General features: G+C 67.4%; 20 protein-coding genes. 7 read left to right on the forward strand and 13 right to left on the reverse strand.

The window, feature by feature from the left end; all coding sequences use genetic code 11:
* Positions 1 to 54: 54 nt before the first annotated feature.
* The 7 genes from nuoD to ACFWUR_RS13705 form a co-directional block, all read right to left on the reverse strand.
* Positions 55 to 1,368 carry an NADH dehydrogenase (quinone) subunit D gene (gene nuoD / locus ACFWUR_RS13675; RefSeq protein WP_378906505.1) on the reverse strand — a complete coding sequence of 438 codons (1,314 nt, stop codon included), beginning with the start codon at positions 1,366 to 1,368 and terminating at the stop codon, positions 55 to 57.
* Positions 1,368 to 2,120: an NADH-quinone oxidoreductase subunit C gene (locus ACFWUR_RS13680; protein ID WP_378906507.1), complete on the reverse strand. Its 753-nt coding sequence runs from the start codon at positions 2,118 to 2,120 to the stop codon at positions 1,368 to 1,370. Before ACFWUR_RS13680 ends, nuoD begins: the two co-directional genes overlap by 1 nt.
* Positions 2,117 to 2,671 (reverse strand): NADH-quinone oxidoreductase subunit B family protein, encoded by a 555-nt coding sequence (locus ACFWUR_RS13685; RefSeq protein WP_019047013.1) that lies wholly within the window; start codon positions 2,669 to 2,671, stop codon positions 2,117 to 2,119. The genes ACFWUR_RS13680 and ACFWUR_RS13685 overlap by 4 nt, the downstream gene beginning before the upstream one ends.
* Positions 2,672 to 2,681: 10 nt before the next feature.
* Positions 2,682 to 3,062, reverse strand: coding sequence for an NADH-quinone oxidoreductase subunit A (locus ACFWUR_RS13690; protein ID WP_378906509.1), 381 nt, complete (start codon positions 3,060 to 3,062; stop codon positions 2,682 to 2,684).
* Between the two features lie 372 nt (positions 3,063 to 3,434).
* Entirely contained in the window at positions 3,435 to 3,836 is a 402-nt protein-coding gene (locus ACFWUR_RS13695; RefSeq protein ID WP_378906511.1) for a hypothetical protein, read from the reverse strand.
* Positions 3,837 to 4,043: 207 nt separating this feature from the next.
* Positions 4,044 to 4,391, reverse strand: a complete 348-nt coding sequence (locus ACFWUR_RS13700; RefSeq protein ID WP_378906513.1) for a thioredoxin family protein — start codon at positions 4,389 to 4,391, stop codon at positions 4,044 to 4,046.
* Positions 4,391 to 4,786 (reverse strand): MerR family transcriptional regulator, encoded by a 396-nt coding sequence (locus ACFWUR_RS13705; protein WP_378906515.1) that lies wholly within the window; start codon positions 4,784 to 4,786, stop codon positions 4,391 to 4,393. The genes ACFWUR_RS13700 and ACFWUR_RS13705 overlap by 1 nt, the downstream gene beginning before the upstream one ends.
* A gap of 192 nt (positions 4,787 to 4,978) precedes the next feature.
* On the opposite strand from ACFWUR_RS13705, the gene ACFWUR_RS13710 reads away from it, so the two are divergent.
* Positions 4,979 to 6,058, forward strand: coding sequence for a class 1 fructose-bisphosphatase (locus ACFWUR_RS13710; protein WP_378906517.1), 1,080 nt, complete (start codon positions 4,979 to 4,981; stop codon positions 6,056 to 6,058).
* A gap of 28 nt (positions 6,059 to 6,086) precedes the next feature.
* On the opposite strand, the gene ACFWUR_RS13715 is transcribed toward ACFWUR_RS13710, so the two are convergent.
* From ACFWUR_RS13715 to rox, 5 genes are all read right to left on the reverse strand, one after another.
* Complete coding sequence (locus tag ACFWUR_RS13715; RefSeq protein ID WP_378906519.1) at positions 6,087 to 6,440, reverse strand: PLD nuclease N-terminal domain-containing protein; 354 nt, start codon at positions 6,438 to 6,440, stop codon at positions 6,087 to 6,089.
* Between the two features lie 93 nt (positions 6,441 to 6,533).
* Positions 6,534 to 7,769, reverse strand: a complete 1,236-nt coding sequence (gene dinB, locus ACFWUR_RS13720) for a DNA polymerase IV (protein ID WP_378906521.1) — start codon at positions 7,767 to 7,769, stop codon at positions 6,534 to 6,536.
* A gap of 33 nt (positions 7,770 to 7,802) precedes the next feature.
* Positions 7,803 to 8,276, reverse strand: a complete 474-nt coding sequence (locus ACFWUR_RS13725) for a flavodoxin family protein (protein WP_378906523.1) — start codon at positions 8,274 to 8,276, stop codon at positions 7,803 to 7,805.
* Between the two features lie 103 nt (positions 8,277 to 8,379).
* Positions 8,380 to 9,267, reverse strand: a complete 888-nt coding sequence (locus ACFWUR_RS13730) for an RNA polymerase sigma-70 factor (RefSeq protein WP_378906525.1) — start codon at positions 9,265 to 9,267, stop codon at positions 8,380 to 8,382.
* A gap of 105 nt (positions 9,268 to 9,372) precedes the next feature.
* Complete coding sequence (gene rox / locus ACFWUR_RS13735; protein WP_378906526.1) at positions 9,373 to 10,812, reverse strand: rifampin monooxygenase; 1,440 nt, start codon at positions 10,810 to 10,812, stop codon at positions 9,373 to 9,375.
* Positions 10,813 to 11,026: 214 nt separating this feature from the next.
* On the opposite strand from rox, the gene ACFWUR_RS13740 reads away from it, so the two are divergent.
* The 6 genes from ACFWUR_RS13740 (at position 11,027) to ACFWUR_RS13765 (ending at position 15,188) form a co-directional block, all read left to right on the forward strand.
* Positions 11,027 to 11,404, forward strand: a complete 378-nt coding sequence (locus ACFWUR_RS13740; RefSeq protein ID WP_378906528.1) for a BlaI/MecI/CopY family transcriptional regulator — start codon at positions 11,027 to 11,029, stop codon at positions 11,402 to 11,404.
* 69 nt (positions 11,405 to 11,473) lie between these two features.
* Positions 11,474 to 12,586 (forward strand): winged helix DNA-binding domain-containing protein, encoded by a 1,113-nt coding sequence (locus ACFWUR_RS13745; RefSeq protein WP_378906530.1) that lies wholly within the window; start codon positions 11,474 to 11,476, stop codon positions 12,584 to 12,586.
* Between the two features lie 49 nt (positions 12,587 to 12,635).
* Positions 12,636 to 13,715 carry a dihydrodipicolinate reductase gene (locus tag ACFWUR_RS13750; RefSeq protein WP_378906532.1) on the forward strand — a complete coding sequence of 360 codons (1,080 nt, stop codon included), beginning with the start codon at positions 12,636 to 12,638 and terminating at the stop codon, positions 13,713 to 13,715.
* Entirely contained in the window at positions 13,712 to 14,191 is a 480-nt protein-coding gene (locus ACFWUR_RS13755; protein WP_378906534.1) for a carboxymuconolactone decarboxylase family protein, read from the forward strand. Before ACFWUR_RS13750 ends, ACFWUR_RS13755 begins: the two co-directional genes overlap by 4 nt.
* A gap of 95 nt (positions 14,192 to 14,286) precedes the next feature.
* Positions 14,287 to 14,700 (forward strand): NUDIX domain-containing protein, encoded by a 414-nt coding sequence (locus ACFWUR_RS13760; protein WP_378906536.1) that lies wholly within the window; start codon positions 14,287 to 14,289, stop codon positions 14,698 to 14,700.
* Positions 14,701 to 14,705: 5 nt separating this feature from the next.
* A complete protein-coding gene (locus ACFWUR_RS13765; protein WP_378906538.1) occupies positions 14,706 to 15,188 on the forward strand; it encodes a hypothetical protein in 483 nt (160 codons plus the stop codon).
* Positions 15,189 to 15,277: 89 nt separating this feature from the next.
* Here the strand turns inward: ACFWUR_RS13765 and ACFWUR_RS13770 are convergent, their stop codons facing one another.
* On the reverse strand, positions 15,278 to 16,021 hold the full coding sequence (locus ACFWUR_RS13770; RefSeq protein WP_378906540.1) for an alpha/beta hydrolase: 744 nt from the start codon (positions 16,019 to 16,021) through the stop codon (positions 15,278 to 15,280).
* Positions 16,022 to 16,178: the final 157 nt, after the last annotated feature.

Below are 16,178 nucleotides of genomic sequence, written 5' to 3' on the forward strand. Positions count from 1 at the left end.
TTCATCGGTCCACTCCGCCCAATGAGAGGTCAGGGCACGTAGGCAGTTGGTCCTTCATCGGTCCACTCCGCCCATGACCGGGTCGATGCTGGCGACCGAGGCGATGACGTCGGCGACCATGCCGCCCTCACACATCGCGGCCACCGCTTGCAGGTTGGTGAAGGAAGGGTCGCGGTAGTGCACCCGGTAGGGCTGGGTGCTGCCGTCGCTGACCATGTGCACACCCAGTTCCCCGCGCGGGGACTCCACCGCCGAATACACCTGCCCCGCAGGCACTCTGATGCCCTCGGTGACGAGCTTGAAGTGGTGGATCAGCGATTCCATGGAGGTGCCCATGATCTTGCCGATGTGCTCGGATGAGTTGCCGAGGCCGTCGGGGCCCAGTTTCAGGTCGGCGGGCCAGGCGATCTTCTTGTCGTCGATCATCACCGGGCCGGGGCGCAGCTTGTCCAGGCACTGTTCGACGATCTTGATCGACTCGGCCATCTCGGCGACCCGGATGATGTAGCGGCCGTAGCAGTCACAGCCGGTGGTCGTCGGGATGTCGAATTCGTAGTTCTCGTAACCGCAGTACGGGTCCGATTTGCGCAGGTCGTGGGGCAGGCCGGTGGCGCGAAGGACGGGGCCGGTGATGCCGAGTGCCATGCAGCCGGTGAGATCGAGGTAGCCGATGTCCTGGGTGCGCTTCTTCCAGATCGGGTTGGCGCTGAGCAGATGTTCCAGATCACGGAGCCGACCCGGCAACAGGTCGAGCAGCTCGCGGACCTTGGTGACGCCGTCGTCGGGCAGGTCCTGGGCGAGGCCGCCGGGGCGGATGTAGGCGTGGTTCATCCGCAGGCCGGTGATGGTCTCGAAGACATCGAGGATGAGTTCGCGTTCGCGGAAGCCGAACAGCATCGGGGTGAGCGCGCCCAGTTCCATGCCGCCGGTGGCCAGTGCCACCAGGTGCGAGGAGATGCGGTTGAGCTCCATCAGCAGCACCCGCACCACGGTGGCGCGTTCGGGGATCTGCTCGGTGATGTCGAGCAGCTTCTCCACGCCGAGGCAGTAGGCGGTCTCGTTGAAGAACGGGGACAGGTAGTCCATCCGGGTCACGAAGGTGACGCCCTGGGTCCAGTTGCGGAACTCCAGGTTCTTCTCGATGCCGGTGTGCAGGTAACCGATACCGCAGCGGGCTTCGGTGACGGTTTCGCCTTCGATCTCGAGGATCAGGCGCAACACCCCGTGCGTGGACGGATGCTGTGGGCCCATGTTCACCACGATGCGTTCTTCGGCGCCGCCGTCGATCACGTCGCTGACCTGGTTCCAGTCCTGGCCTGCGACAGTCACTACGGGCGGGTCGTCGCGGCGGAAGTCGGTGTCGGTCATCAGCTGTAGGTCCTCCGCTCGTCGGGCGGCGGTATGCGCGCGCCCTTGTACTCCACCGGGATCCCGCCGAGCGGGTAGTCCTTGCGCTGCGGATGCCCGCGCCAGTCGTCGGGCATGGTGATGCGGGTCAGGGAGGGATGTCCGTCGAAGAGGATGCCGAAGAAGTCGTAGGTCTCGCGTTCGTGCCAGTCGGTCGTCGGATACACCGAGAACAGTGACGGGATGTGTGGATCGGCGTCGGGCGCGGACACTTCCAGCCGCACGCGGCGACTGTGGGTGATCGACATCAGGTGATAGACGGCGTGCAGTTCGCGATCTTTGTCGTCGGGGTAGTGCACGCCGCTCACACCGAGGCACAGTTCGAATCGCAGCGAGCTGTCGTCACGCAGCGTGCTCGCGACGGCGACGAGGTGCTCGCGCGCGACGTGCAGGGTGAGTTCGTCGCGGAAGACGACGATTCTCTCGATCACGGTGTCGAAGGCGATGACTCGGCCGACGAGTGCGGCGCGCAGGCTGCCGACGAAGGCGTCGAACCAGCCGCCGTACGGCGGTGGGGTGCCCGCGGGCAGGGTGACCGGGGTGACCAGGCCGCCGTACCCGGAGGTGTCACCGGTGCCGCTGACGCCGAACATGCCGCGCCGGGTGCCGATCACTTCGTCCTCGGGCGGGTTCGGCGGTGTCTGCGCGGACGATTCCTCCGGAATCTCCTGGCCCGCGGGGATGTCGGCGTTGTCGGGGGAGTCGAAGGTCATCGCAGCAGCCCTTCCATCCGGATGGTCGGCGTGCTGGCCAGCGCGGCTTGCTCGGCGGCGCGGATCGCTTCCTCACGGTTGACGCCCATCGGCATCTCGGCGATCTTCGCGTGCAACGCCAGGATCGCGTTGAGCAGCATCTCCGGGCGCGGCGGGCAGCCGGGCAGGTAGATGTCGACCGGGACGATGTGGTCGACGCCCTGCACAATGGCGTAGTTGTTGAACATGCCTCCCGAGGACGCGCAGACCCCCATGGCGAGAACCCATTTCGGTTCGGTCATCTGGTCGTAGACCTGCCGCAGCACCGGCGCCATCTTCTGGCTCACCCGGCCTGCCACGATCATCAGGTCGGCCTGGCGTGGGGAGGCGCGGAACGCTTCCATGCCGAAGCGGGCGATGTCGAATCGCCCGGCGCCGGTGGCCATCATCTCGATCGCGCAGCACGCCAACCCGAATGTCGCGGGCCAGACCGAGCCCTTACGCAGGTAGCCGGCGAAATCTTCGACTGTGCTCAGCAGGAACCCGCTGGGCAGTTTCTCTTCGAGACCCATTATTTCCCACTCATTCCCAGCTGAGGCCGCCGCGACGCCACTCGTAGGCGTAGGCGACGGACACGTTGACGATGAACAGCGCCATCGCGGCGAGACCGAACAGCCCGAGAGTGTCGAAATGCACTGCCCACGGGTAGAGGAACACGATCTCGATGTCGAAGATGATGAACAGCATCGCCGTGAGGTAGTACTTCACCGGGAAGCGCTGTCCTGCTGCATTTCCCGGGCCACCGGCGATGGCGTGCGGGGTCGGCTCGATGCCGCATTCATAGGGTTCGAGTTTGGCCCGGTTGTAGCGTTTCGGGCCGACCAGCGACGCCATGGCGACGGAGAACACCGCGAACGCGGCGGCGATGGCGCCGAGTACGAGTGCGGGCACCTCGATGTTCACGACTGCACTTCCCCTCCTCGCTGGAGCAGGCCGAGCCGTGTGGCCCGGCCGCGGACGGCAGCTTTCGGCGAGACGGGGCCGACAACGTTGTCCGCCGAACCGGGGCTCGCGCAAGGCTGTGCAGCGATGGCGGAGCGTTATACAAGAGCCCGTGCTCGTGTGAGCTAGAGCACAGACTACCGCCGTTTCGGGGTGCCGCCGCACGTTTCCGGTGCGGGGTTTGATCGATATCGGTACCGCGATTCATGAGCGATACGGGGGTAATCGTCTGCGGGCATGCGGCAGCGAACCGCTGGCATTACCAGTGGCGATGGACAGAAAGGTGCGAAGCGGACTATCCGACAGGTCGGGACGATGCCCGGACGCTCCGGTTCAGCGGGCGAGCAGGATCCCGGCGACCGCGTTGGTGAGCTGCATAGGGTCGATCGGGTGCGACACGGCGGCCTCGGCCCGTGACCAGTTGGCCAGCCAGGCGTCGTCGGGTCGTCCGGTGAGTACCACCACCGGCGGGCAGTGCGCGATCTCGTCCTTGAGTTGCTTGGCGATACCCAAACCCCCGGTCGGGGCGGATTCACCGTCGAGGATCGCCAGATCTATCCCACCGGCGTCCATCTGCTCGATGACCACCGGCGCGGTGGCGACCTCGAAGAAATCCAGCTCCGGTAGGTCGGCACGCGGTTTGCGACCCAGTGCCAGGATCACCTGTTGGCGGGTATCGGCATCGTTGCTGTAGACCAGCACACGCAGCGGGGTGGAACCATGGGATTCGGCCACGCTCGGATCGTACGTCCGTGCGGGTGGGTGCCGGGCGGGTTCGGCCGGATTCGGCAGTCGGCCTGCGGCGCAGGGCCGCCCGCCGCAGGCCGTGCGCTGGGACCGGTCACCGCCCTGGACCGCGTTGTCGCCCAGGGGAATCGCCGAAAGAATATCGGGCCGGGCCCGGTTCGGTTGTTGTCCTGCACGCGACGGACCTGGTGCGCGTTACCGGTGCAGCGCGTCGTCCAACTCGGCCAGAAGCCGTGCCTTGGAGCGTGCGCCGACGAGGGTGCGCAGCAGTCGGCCGTCGCGGAAGAGCAGCAAGGTCGGGGCCGCCATGATCTGGAAATCACGGGTGGTGAGCGGGTTTTCGTCGGTGTCGAGAGTGCGCACGGTCACGGTGTCCGCGCGTTCGCGGGCGACTTCGGCCAGCACGGGGGCGAGCATTTTGCACGACGGGCACCTTGGGGCCCAGAAGTCGACCAGAACGACGCCGGGACTGTCGAGGACGTCACGGTCGAACGACTCGTCGGTGACCGCGACGGTATGGGCGATCGCAGGACTCGGGGTCATCAGAATTCCTTGGTGTCGAGTAGTGGTTGCCGTGTGGCACCGCGTCGGTACGCGGCGTCACGGAGGCGTTCCGTCAGGGCGTCTCTTCGCGCGGTCAGGGCTTCGATTTCTGTCGTCAGCGCGGCGATGGTCCGCTGATATTCGGCCAAGGAGGCGGGACAGTCGTCGACGTGTGCGCTGCCCGTCGCCAGGCACTCCAGGAACGGGCGCGTCTCCTCCACCGGGATGCCCAGGCGATTGAGGGTCCGGATCTCGCGCACCAGCCGGACGGTGTGGTCGTCGTATTCGCGGAATCCGTTGGGATGCCGTTGCGGAGCGACCAGCCCCAACGCCTCGTATCGCCGGATGGCCTTGGGGCTGAGCCGGGCCAGTTGGGCAAGCTCTCCGATCCTCATGAACCGAATCTAAACGCTGCCCCCAGGGGCAGGGTCAAGGGTGAGCCTGGCCCCTGGGACCCCGATTGGGGGTGACGCGCCCGCGGTCGGCGGGCCGTGCGCATGAGGAGAGTTCACATTGCCCGCGAGGCCGCGGTGAGCCATCCTGGAAAAGGCAGGGACACACCGTAATTCACAGGGGGATGTGACCGAATGCCGGATCGTCTGAAAACACTGACGCGCTACACGATCGAGGAAGAACATCGGCATCCCGGTTCGTCGGGGGAGTTCTCCGCGCTGATGAACGTGGTGGCGACAGCGGCGAAGATCATCGCCAATCAGGTGACGCGTGGGGCGATCGTCGGGTCAGGCACGGGCGACGAGGCGTCGGTGAGCGGGCGTCTCGATGTGTTGACCGACGAGATCATGGTGGGACAGACGCAGTGGTCCGGGCATTTGTCGGGGCTGTTGTCCGAGCAGCACGCCACGGTGCTGCCGGCGACACAGCGACGCGGAAAGTACCTCTTGGCCTATGACGCCCTGGACGGGTCGAGCAATATCGACGTGAATCTTCCCGTCGGTTCGATCTTCAGCATTCTGCGTGCGCCGCGGGAGGTGGTCGCCGGCGACGCCGAACCGGCCGACACCGACTTCCTGCAACCGGGTGTGCGGCAAGTGTGTGCGGGGTTCACGTTGTACGGGCCCGCGACGATGCTGGTGCTCACCACCGGGAGCGGGGTCGACGGGTTCACCCTCGATCGCGAGATCGGCGCATTCGTCCTGACACATCCGCAGATGCGCATTCCGCAGGACACCTCGGGTTTCGCGATCAACGCCGCCAATGAGCGGTTCTGGGAGCGGCCGGTGCGCCGGTATGTGCTCGAGTGTTTAGAAGGTGTCGAGGGGCCGCGGGGGCGCGACTTCAACATGCGGTGGGTGGCATCGTTGGTCGCCGACACCTTCCACATCCTGACCAGGGGCGGGCTGTATCTCTACCCGCGCGATACGCGCAATCCCGCTCTGCCGGGACGTGTCTCGCTGCTGTACGGGGCGAATCCGATCGCGTTCATCATCGAGCAGGCAGGAGGGGCGGCGACCACCGGGCACGAGCGCATGATGGAGGTTCCCCCGGTAGACGTGCATCAGCGGGTGCCGTTCATCTTCGGCTCCCGCAACGAGGTGCTGCGCATCGAGCGCTACCACCGGGAACCCGACGCGGGCAAGCGGTTCGACAGTTCGTTGTTCGGAACGCGGTCGCTGTTTCGGCCCGCCAGGCACGACCAGCGCACCTAGATGGACGAGCGGGCCCACCTTCCAGCGGTCAGGCCGGGTCCTGGTCGCGCTCTTGCTGTTGCCTGCGGGCTTCGCGACGCTGCTGCTCGGCGCGGTCGCGCAGGCCGCGCAGGAAGGCCTCGTCGTCGTCAGGATTCGACGCGACCCGGCGGCCGGGGCGGTCGTATTCGCCGAAGCGAGTGTTGGAGGCGGTCCCCGACTCGACGACGGGCCTGCCCGCGAACAGCCACAGCAGCGCGCCGACCGTGGGAATCAGCACGACGACGATCAACCAGCCCATCTTCGGCAGGTGGCGGATACCCGCGTCGGGGCTGGTGACGATGTCGACCAGGCAGTACACCCACAGGGCGAGGGTCAGGAAGCCGATGACGGCATAAGGCATTCGGCGATTATTCCATGTGTTTCCTACGGTTCGATCCGTAGTGGTCGGCGACGGCGGGTTTCGGCTCTGGAACCAGTTCGGTCGTCGTCGAGGTCAGTCGGGCAGGAGCGGAACCGAGATGCCTTCGCCGCTGCGCAGGAGCGCGGCACGGGTGACGGCGGTGGATCCGAAGCGGCGGCGCAAGTCGTCGAGGGTGGCGTCGAGGGTGTTCTCGGCGCGCGGTTCCAGTGGCAGGGTGAGCTGCATGGTGTCGCCGTCGTCGAGGTTTGTCAGCGACAGGCCGATCAGGGTGATGCCGCGTTCGGTGATGAGTGGTTGGGCGGTGTGCAGGAGCCGGCGGGCGGCCTGGCGGATCGCGGGGGTGGCATCGGTGGCTTCGACGAGGGTGTGGGAGCGGGTGGCTCGGGTGAAATCGTCGAACCGTAAGCGCAGCACCACTGTTCGGCATACGCGGTCGGCGGCGCGGAGGCGGCGGCCGAGACGGTCGGTGAGGCCGTCGAGATAGGCGGCGATCTCCTCGGGTTCGCGGGGGCGGCGACCGAGGGCGCGTTGGGCACCGATCGAGCGCCGTCGTCTGCCGGTTTCCACGCGGCGCGGATCGCGAGCCAAGGACAGGGCGAACAGGTGACGGGCGGACGCGGGACCGAGGATCGCGCGCAGGTGGGGTTCGCCGAGTTCGGCGAGCTGGCCGATGCGCGTGATCCCGTTGGCGTGCAAGGTCGCCGAGGTGACCTTGCCGACGCCCCACAGCCGCTCCACCGGCAGCGGATGCAGGAAGTCGAGTTCTCCGCCGGGTTCGACCAGGCGTAACCCGTCGGGTTTGGCGACGGCGGAAGCAACCTTGGCGAGGAACTTGTTGGGTGCGATGCCGACGGAGATGGGCAGGCCGACGCGATCGGCGACCTGTGCGCGGAGCCGATGGCCGATCTCGATCGGCTCGCCGCTGATCCGGCGTAACCCGCTGACGTCGAGGAACGCCTCATCGATCGAGATCCCCTCCACTACCGGGGTGGTGTCGTGGAAGACAGCGAAGACCGCCTTGCTCGCCTCGGCATAGGCCGCCATGCGCGGTGGCACGACGATCGCCTGCGGGCACAATCGCAGCGCCTGCCGTGCGTTCATCGGGGTCCTGATACCGAACGCCTTGGCCTCGTAACTGGCCGCCAGCACCACCCCGCCGCCCACGATGACCGGTTTGCCGCGCAGCCACGGCTGGTCACGCTGTTCGACCGAGGCGTAGAACGAGTCGAGATCGGCGTGCAGGATCGAGGCATCGGCGCGGGACCGGATACGCGGGCGACGCGAGGCGGCGGAATCGGACACGAACATATGTTCGCATCGGGGTACGACGAGTTCGGTCGGTCAGGGGGCGGTGGTGGTCCTGGCCAGCAAGTTTTCGGCGAACGCGCGGGCGGCGGCGATGTCGGCGGCGTCGGGATGGCCTTTGCGGATGCCGCCGACGAGGCGCAGCGGCAACCAGGTGTCGAAGCCGCGGCAGCCGAAGGTGTCGACCACGTCGAAGCCCTTGCGTTCGATACTGCGGGTCAGGGTGGTGGTATACCGACGAAAGGGTGGTTCGGCGAATCCGCTGGTGCGGAACACGAACGCCGTGCCCTGGAGTCCGGTCGGCAGCGCGGCGATGAACCGGCGCAGTTCCGGATGGAAAGCCATGTTGTAGATTCCCGAGCCGAAGCCGACGAGGTCGCAGCCGGCGAGCTCGGCCGGATCGACGTCGGCGGGGGCGACGATCCGGCCACCGAGCACCTGGCTCATGGCCTCGGCGACGCGCTGGGTATTGCCGTGCGACACCGACTTGCACACGATGATGACCTTCATAGGATGGCCCTTTCGTTTCGCTGCACTGATGGACGCTCTCGAAGACACCGCTCGCGGACCCGGCGTGACACGGTCGGGCTGTGCCCTCGGTCACAGCAGCGTGTCAGTGCGGGTCGGCGGTGATGTCGAGGGTTCGCAATACCTCGACGGACTGCAATTTGTCGGGGTTGCGGATGGCGTAGAGACCGGCGACGAGGCCGTCGGTCAGTTCGACCAGCAGCACCGTGTCCAGGTCGCCCTTCTCGGCTCGGACGATGACCGCGGGCATCGCGTTGAAACAGCCGAATTCGACAGTCGCGCCCGCCATCGAGGTGTGGGCCAGCCCGATCAGGAACCGGGCGACGGACTCGGCGCCGATGATCGGGCGGCGTGCGGCGGAGACCCGGCCACCGCCGTCGGAGATCTGGACGACATCGGGAGCGAGCGCCGCCATGAGGGCGCTCACGTCACCGGTGTGGGCGGCGAGCAAGAATCGGTCGATCACCGCGCGGCTGGTGTCGGAGTCGGGTTGGAAGCGTCGGCGCCGCGCCGCGACGTGCGCACGGGCACGGTGAGCGATCTGGCGCACGGCGGTGTCGGACTTGTCGATCATGTCCGCGATCTCGCCGTAGCTGTGGCCGAACACCTCCGACAGCACGAACACCGCACGCTCGGTGGGACCGAGGGTTTCGAGCACGAGCAGCATCGCCATCGACACCGACTCGGCCAGCAACACATCGTGCCCGGCATCGGGCGTCGTGCGGATCGGTTCGGGCAGCCAGCTGCCCACGTAGTCCTCGCGGCGGCGCCGGACGGAGCGCAGATGGTTGATCGCCTGACGGGTGACGATCTGCACCAGATACGCACGCGGATGTGTCACCTCTGTCGCGTCGCGCCAGCGAAGGTAGCTGTCCTGCAACACATCTTCGGCGTCGGCGGCGCAGCCCAGGATGTCGTAGGCGATGGTGAACAGCAGTGGCCGGAAGATGCCGAACGTGTCGAGCTCGGTCATCGGGCCACCCCTGCGCGCCGCATACGCCGATGATTCCGGGAGACCACGAGTCGGCGCAACTACGTCGGCGCGCACGATGATTCAGACGGGCACGTCGGTGCGATGTCAGGACGTCATGGCGAGGTCTGGTCGACCGAACCAGAGGGGCAGGTGGGCGAGCAGAGCCTGTTGGTCTTCGCCGATCCACGCCACATGTCCGTCGGGTCGGAGCAACACCGCGGGGGCGTCGAGTTCGTCGCTGACATCGACGAGGTGGTCGACCCGATCCGACCAGCCCTCGACCGAGAGGCGCCCGGTCTGATCGAGCAAGAGCCCGCGGCCCGCGTGCATCTGTTCGTAGAGGCGACCGCGTCGCAAGCCGATGTCGCGCAACCGCCGACCGAGTAGGGGATCGCCGTCGCCGAAGTCGTAGCGGATTCCGATGGCGATGATCTTCTCGGTGAGATAGCGGCTCACGTCGTCGAATCTCATCAGTTGCGACATCAGCCTGCGCACCGCCTGTGGTCCCGCGTCGAGGGACATGAGTTCCATCTGAGCGCGGGTGTTGTCGAGCACGTCGGCGGCCACGGGGTGGCGTTCGGTCTCGTAGGTGTCGAGCAGGCCCGGTGGCGCCCACCCGTTGATCTCGGCGGCCAGTTTCCAGCCGAGGTTGAACGCATCCTGGACACCGAGGTTGAGGCCCTGGCCGCCTGCGGGCGGGTGGATGTGGGCCGCGTCGCCGGCCAGCAGCACCCGGCCGACGCGGTAGTGCTCGGCTTGGCGGGTGCCGTCGCCGAAACGCGACAGCCAGCGCGGTGAGTGCACACCGAAGTCGGTACCCGCGGTGGCGATGAGTTGGCGTTTCAGTTCGTCCAAGGTGGGAGCGAGGCCACGGTCCTCGGCGACGCCGTCCGCAGGGGCGAGCACGCGGTAGATCCCGGCGCCCAGCGGCATCGCGCCGAAGCGGAACTGGGTCTTGCGAACTTCGGTCGTCACGGCGGCGATCGTTTCCGGTGACGCGGTCAGTTCCATTTCGCCGAGCAGTGTCTCGACTCGGCTCGGCTCGCCCGGAAACGCGACGCCCAGCAGTGTGCGCACGGTGCTGCGGCCGCCGTCGCAACCGACGACATAGCGCGAACGCAACTGGGTGCCGTCGGCGAGTTCGACCGTGACCGTGTCCTCGTCGGTGCGCAGTCCGACCACTGGGGTGCCACGACGGATCTCGACTCCGAGGTCGACGGCATGCTCGGTCAACAGTCGATCGGTGAGGGGTTGGACGATGCCGAGCACATAGGGATGAGCGGTGTCGAGTCCCTCGGGTACCGGTGCCGGGATGCCGGCGAAGAAGCCGCCCACCGGATGCTTGTGCCCGAGTGCCAGGAACCGGTCGAGCAGACCACGCTGATCCATGATCTCGATACTGCGCGCGTGCAGGCCGAGCGAGCGCACGATCTTCGTCGGCTCGGCGTCCTTCTCCACCACGACCACACGCACCGCGTGCAGCCTCAACTCCGCGGCCAGCAGCATGCCGGTCGGTCCACCGCCGACAACGATCACGTCGATCATCGATTACTCCCCTTCGACAAGATTTCCGCAGGTTACGGGCTTGCCGAGAGATTGTGCGGCACGACCCGGGGCTTGCCGCAAGCCCCGGGGTGGGCTATACGTTAGAAGTGGCAAGGAGTGGTTTCCCTCCTTGCCGTTGCCATGCTCGCGACGTCGCTCGACGTGATGCCGGCACGGTGAGGCGATTCGGGCAAGGCGAAGGAGTCGATCGGCGGTGCGTGGTTTCGGGGAGCTCGAGGCGGTGCTGATGGATCGGCTGTGGAACCGCGACGTCGACGCGACCACGGTGCGCGAACTGTTCGACGAACTCGCGACCGAACGCGACATCGCCTACACCACGGTGATGTCGACCATGGACAACCTGCATCGCAAAGGCTGGCTGGCCCGCGAGCGCGAGGGGCGCGCGTACCGGTACTGGCCGACGGTGACCCGTGAGGAGCACAGTGCCCGGCTCATGCACGAGGCGCTCGGTGGCGGCGGGCGGTCCGACCTCGTTCTGCACCATTTCGTCGACCGGATCAGCGACGACGAATTCGCGGGTCTGCGCGCGGCTTTGCGCCGGGTCACCACCCGACGGAACGAGGCGAGCTGATCCGAATCTGTCACGGTGATCTGATCTGATGGGAACGTTCAACGGGATCGGTCACGGGGATGGGGACGCATGCTGAGTGTCGGATGGGATCAGGTGTTCGCCTGGCGGCTGGGTCGTCAGTTCGTGACGGCACCGACCGCGGGGTCTGTGGAGGACGTCGCGACCCGCTTGGTCGGCGTACAGGCGCAGGTGGCCTCGGCGGCGGAGACGGCTGTGGCGGTACGGAGTTCGGATTGTCCCGCGCGCGGTGTCGGGGCGGCGCTGGGTGCGGGCACCCTGATGAAGACCTGGGCGATGCGCGGCACCTTGCACGCGATGGTGCCCGAGCAGGCCGCGGCCGCGCTGTCGCTGATCGGGTCGGCCCGCACGTGGGAGAAACCGTCGTGGCAGAAGACTTTCGGTGCGACTCCCGAGCAGGTGACCGGGCTCGTGGAGGCGGTGTCGGGCATCTTGGCCGATCAGGTGCTCACCCGGGAGGAACTGGTCGACGCGGTGCTCGCCGAACCCGGCTTCGCTCACCTCGGCGAGCAGTTGCGGTCCGGGTGGGGTGCGGTGCTCAAGCCGTTGGCCTGGCAGGGCGCGCTGTGCCACGGACCCGCCCGCGGCAGCAAGGTCACTTTCACCGCACCGGGTGGCTCGGTTCGGGGATGGCGGGGCATCCCCGAACCCGACACCGCCGCACCGACGTTGATCAGCGCCTATCTCGGCGCGTACGGCCCCGCGACGCCGGCGGCGTTCGATGCGTGGCTCAGTCGCAACAGCTTGCGAAAAACCGTGGTGCGTGGCTGGTTCGAGGCCATGGGCGACGCGCTCACCGAGGTCGATGTGGAAGGCCGTATCGGCTGGATTCCCAGCGAATTCGCCGACGATCTCGTCGCGGCGGAACTCGACGGCAGCGTCCATCTGCTCGGCCCGTTCGACCAGTACGTCCTGGGGCCCGGCACCGCCGACACCGCGCTGGTACCCGCCGAGCACCGGTCGAAGGTGAGCAGGGCGGCGGGCTGGATATCGGCGCTGGTGCTGGTCGACGGGCGGATCGCGGGCACCTGGGAGCAGGTCGGCAACGAGATCGTGGTCTCGATGTTCGACGCGCGCACCGTCGCGAAGCGCACGCTGTCCGCGGCGGTGAACCGGCTGGCCGAAGCGAGCGGTGCGCGCGGGCTCGACCTTCGCGTGGACTGAGATCTCCGATACCCCCGTCCCTGAACCAAGCGCTTGCTACGGTGGCTCGATGATCCCCACGATCGTCTGGGGCACCGGAAACGTCGGCCGCGCGGCCATCCGTGCCGTCGCGGCCCATCCGGCGCTGGTTCTCACGGGGGTGCTGGTGCACAACCCCGACAAGGTCGGCCGAGACGCGGGCGCGCTCGCGGGCCTCGACATCGAACTGGGGGTGGCCGCCAGTGACGACATCGAGGCATTACTCGCCACAGGCCCGCGGGCGGTGGTGTACGCGGCGTCCGGTGACATCAGGCCCGACGACGCGCTCGCCGACATCGTGCGGGCGATCCGCGCCGGGGCGGTGGTCGTCACGCCCGCCCTCTACGCCCTCTACGACCCTCGCAACGCACCGGCCGAAATGCGCGAGCCGGTGCTGGAAGCCATTGCGGCGGGCGGTGGTTCGCTGTTCGTGTCCGGGGTGGATCCCGGCTGGGGCAACGATGTGCTACCACTGTTGATCAGCGGCCTCGCCGGCACTGTCGAGGTGGTGCGCTGCCAGGAGATCTTCGACTACTCCACCTACGACCAACCCGACTCGGTGCGCTATCTCGTCGGGATGGGGCAGCCGATGGACTACGAGCCGCCGATGCTGATGGCGAGCGTGCCGACGATGGTGTGGGGCGGCCAGATTCGGCTGATGGCCAGGGCGTTGGGCGTCGAACTCGACGAGCTCCGCGAAACCGTCGACCGGCGCCCCCTCGACGAGACCGTCCAGACCACCCGGATGGGCGCGTTCGAGGCGGGCACCCAGGGAGCGGTGCGGTTCGAGGTGCAAGGCATCGTCGACGGGCACGCGCGCATCGTGATCGAGCACGTCACCCGCATTCATCCGAGCTGCGCACCGGACTGGCCGACACCGCCCGACGGTGACGGCGCGCACCGGGTGATCATCGAGGGCTCGCCACGCATCGAGGTCAGCGTCGAAGCGACCGACGAGGGTGGCAATCGCGCGGCGGGCGGAAACGCCACCGCGGTGGGCCGTTTGGTCAATGCCGTCGACTGGCTGGCCGAAGCGCCGCCCGGCCTCTACGACGCACTCGATGTGCCGCTGCGCGCCGCGGTCGGCAAACTCGGAAGGACACCACGATGATCATCGACATTCCCGAGGGCAAAGATCCCATCGGCTACGTCTGGGGCGAAATGGTCCCCGGAATCGGGGTCGCCGCGGCGGCGTTCTCGCTGTCGGTCTACGAGCACTCCACCCTCGGCCTGCGCGAATTCGAGGCGGCCCGGCTGCGGATCGCCCAGATCAACGGGTGCCTGTTCTGCCAGGACTGGCGCACCGAACGCGACGGGCACAAGGTCGAGGCCGAATTTCCCGAGGCCGTCACCCAGTGGCGTGACACCGACCGGTTCGACGAACGCACCAGGCTGGCCGCCGAGTACGCCGAGCGTTATGCCACCGACCATCACGGTCTCGACGACGAATTCTGGGCCAGAATGTTCGCACAGTACTCCCAGCCCGAGGTGGTGGAGCTGAGCATGAGCATCGGTTCCTGGCTGGCGTTCGGCCGGCTCAATCGTGTCCTCGGGCTGGACACGGTGTGCGTACTGCCCGGCCACTGATCGCCGGTTGCGGCAGGCCTAGCGCGGTCTTGCCCGCGACCGCGCGCGAGGGACTGGGCGAGATCGACGTAGCCGTGCCGGTTAAGCTGCGGGCCGTGGTGGAACCTGCGCAACAGCAGCTCGTCGATACCGTGGCCTGGGTGCTGATCGAGAACGGTCGCATTCTGTGTGCCCGTCCGCGCGGCAAGGACGTGTTCTTCGTTCCGGGCGGCAAACGCGAGGGTCTCGAGACCGACCTGCAGACCCTTGTTCGTGAGGTCGCCGAGGAGCTGACCGTCGAACTCGCGCCCGAGAGCGCCGTCCACGTCGGCACCTATGAGGCCGCGGTCGCCGACGGCCACGACACCCTGGTCCGGATGGCGTGCTACACCGCCGACTACCGTGGGGTGCTCACTGCCAGCAGCGAAATCGAGGCGCTGGCCTGGTTCGGCTTCGGTGACCGCGAGCTGGTTCCACCTGTCGACCGACTTCTGTTCGACGATCTCGCGGCGGCCGGATCACTACGGTGATCCGCGTGGTGGCACGGTCAGCGGCCTACGAACTGCTGGCCCTGCCGCTGGCCTTCACCCGCGTGCGCACGCGACTGCGGGTCCCACGGTTGCTGTTGCGTGAACCTGTCGGCGCCCACAACTTTTCGCTGTCGCACCGGCTGACCCATTCGGTGCTGTCCGGCGGTGTCGGGCTGCTCGGCTGGTTCCTCGCCGTGCTCAGCGTGCTGGTTCTGGTGCGCGGCCTGGCCTATCCGCTCGTCGCCGCCGACGGCTACCAGAACTCGTGGGGCGGGCCCTCCTTGGCAGGCGCGTGGGCGACGCACGCGGTACTGGGTGTGCTGATCGCGCCGCTGTTCGGCGGCATGATCGCGGTGTTCGGCCGGTTGCAGTTGCGGCTGACCCGGACGGTGCTCGGTGGTGACCGCTCGTGGTGGGCGATTCCGGCAGCCGTGGTTCTCGCCGCGTTCGGCGGGTTGTTCTTGGTGGCGTGGGTGCGTCAGATCTGAGGGTGCGGCGCTGAGCGGGAGTTCTGCTCGCGCATTGTCTTGATCGTGACCCTTCCGGGCCCGCCGAACCGGGCCCGGAAGCGCTGGTGTCAGGCCGTTGCGCCCAGGTGGCGGATCAGGAATTCGGTGGTGGTGTTCAGTTGGAAGGGCGGGACCTGCGCGTGCCCACCGGGGTTGGCGTGCAAGGTCTTCTCGGCCGAGCCGAAGGCGTCGAACAGGGCGAGAGCGCTGTGGCGGTCGACGAATTCGTCATCCCACTGCAGGAGGAACTCGAGGGGAACGGTGAGCGAGGCGGCTGCTTCGATGAGGGACTCGTGACCGAGTAGACCGAAGACCGCAGCGGTGATCCGGGAATCCGCCGCCGTCAGCGCGATGCCGATGGCGGTACCCAGTGCGGTGCCGCAGTAGGCGATCCGAGCATCGGCGCCGATGCTCGGCAGTTGCTGTAGTGCGTCGATGCTCGCCCGCCATTCGGGCACGGCGCGAGATGCCAGCGAAGCGTTGTACTCCACGATGATCGGTGCGATCGGCTCGCCCGCGGCTCGGGCTCGCTGCAGGGTGGCGATGAGCTGTTCGTCGGCGGGAGTTCGCGCTCTGCCACCGTGGCCGGGGGCGTCGATCGCGGCCACAGCGAAGCCGCATGTGGTGACGAAGTGGTGAGCGCGGGCCACGATGGCCGGTGCCTGCTTGTGCAGGCCCCCGCCGTGGCCCATCAGTACCACCGAGGTGGGGCCGGAATCGACGGCGGGAGACCAGAGTGCGCCGGTCACCTCACCCAGGGTGAAATGGCGTTCGACGACACCGTTCGACGACGTGTTCGCGGTGAAATGCATGGCTGTGCCCTTCGGGATTGCCTCGTGGGGCGCTCCCGGCGGCCTCTACGTCAGGCAGCCGACCGTGTGGTGAGGGAGCACCCATGGATTACTGCGTTGATGGGTCTCACCTCCTCCTGCGATGTCACGGACACCGCGACGGTACCAGTGCGATACC

The organism is Nocardia sp. NPDC058633 (assembly GCF_042717045.1).
GTDB lineage: Bacteria > Actinomycetota > Actinomycetes > Mycobacteriales > Mycobacteriaceae > Nocardia.

Coding starts and splice junctions, on each gene's coding strand:
- ACFWUR_RS13710 (WP_378906517.1), top strand. CDS start 4,979: ATGCCGGATCGTCTGAAAACACTGACGCGCTACACGATCGAGGAAGAA.
- nuoD (WP_378906505.1), bottom strand. CDS start 1,368: ATGACCGACACCGACTTCCGCCGCGACGACCCGCCCGTAGTGACTGTC.
- ACFWUR_RS13725 (WP_378906523.1), bottom strand. CDS start 8,276: ATGAAGGTCATCATCGTGTGCAAGTCGGTGTCGCACGGCAATACCCAG.
- ACFWUR_RS13770 (WP_378906540.1), bottom strand. CDS start 16,021: ATGCATTTCACCGCGAACACGTCGTCGAACGGTGTCGTCGAACGCCAT.
- ACFWUR_RS13750 (WP_378906532.1), top strand. CDS start 12,636: ATGATCCCCACGATCGTCTGGGGCACCGGAAACGTCGGCCGCGCGGCC.
- ACFWUR_RS13730 (WP_378906525.1), bottom strand. CDS start 9,267: ATGACCGAGCTCGACACGTTCGGCATCTTCCGGCCACTGCTGTTCACC.
- dinB (WP_378906521.1), bottom strand. CDS start 7,769: ATGTTCGTGTCCGATTCCGCCGCCTCGCGTCGCCCGCGTATCCGGTCC.
- ACFWUR_RS13685 (WP_019047013.1), bottom strand. CDS start 2,671: ATGGGTCTCGAAGAGAAACTGCCCAGCGGGTTCCTGCTGAGCACAGTC.
- ACFWUR_RS13715 (WP_378906519.1), bottom strand. CDS start 6,440: ATGCCTTATGCCGTCATCGGCTTCCTGACCCTCGCCCTGTGGGTGTAC.
- ACFWUR_RS13755 (WP_378906534.1), top strand. CDS start 13,712: ATGATCATCGACATTCCCGAGGGCAAAGATCCCATCGGCTACGTCTGG.
- ACFWUR_RS13680 (WP_378906507.1), bottom strand. CDS start 2,120: ATGACCTTCGACTCCCCCGACAACGCCGACATCCCCGCGGGCCAGGAG.
- ACFWUR_RS13700 (WP_378906513.1), bottom strand. CDS start 4,391: ATGACCCCGAGTCCTGCGATCGCCCATACCGTCGCGGTCACCGACGAG.
- ACFWUR_RS13745 (WP_378906530.1), top strand. CDS start 11,474: ATGCTGAGTGTCGGATGGGATCAGGTGTTCGCCTGGCGGCTGGGTCGT.
- ACFWUR_RS13705 (WP_378906515.1), bottom strand. CDS start 4,786: ATGAGGATCGGAGAGCTTGCCCAACTGGCCCGGCTCAGCCCCAAGGCC.
- rox (WP_378906526.1), bottom strand. CDS start 10,812: ATGATCGACGTGATCGTTGTCGGCGGTGGACCGACCGGCATGCTGCTG.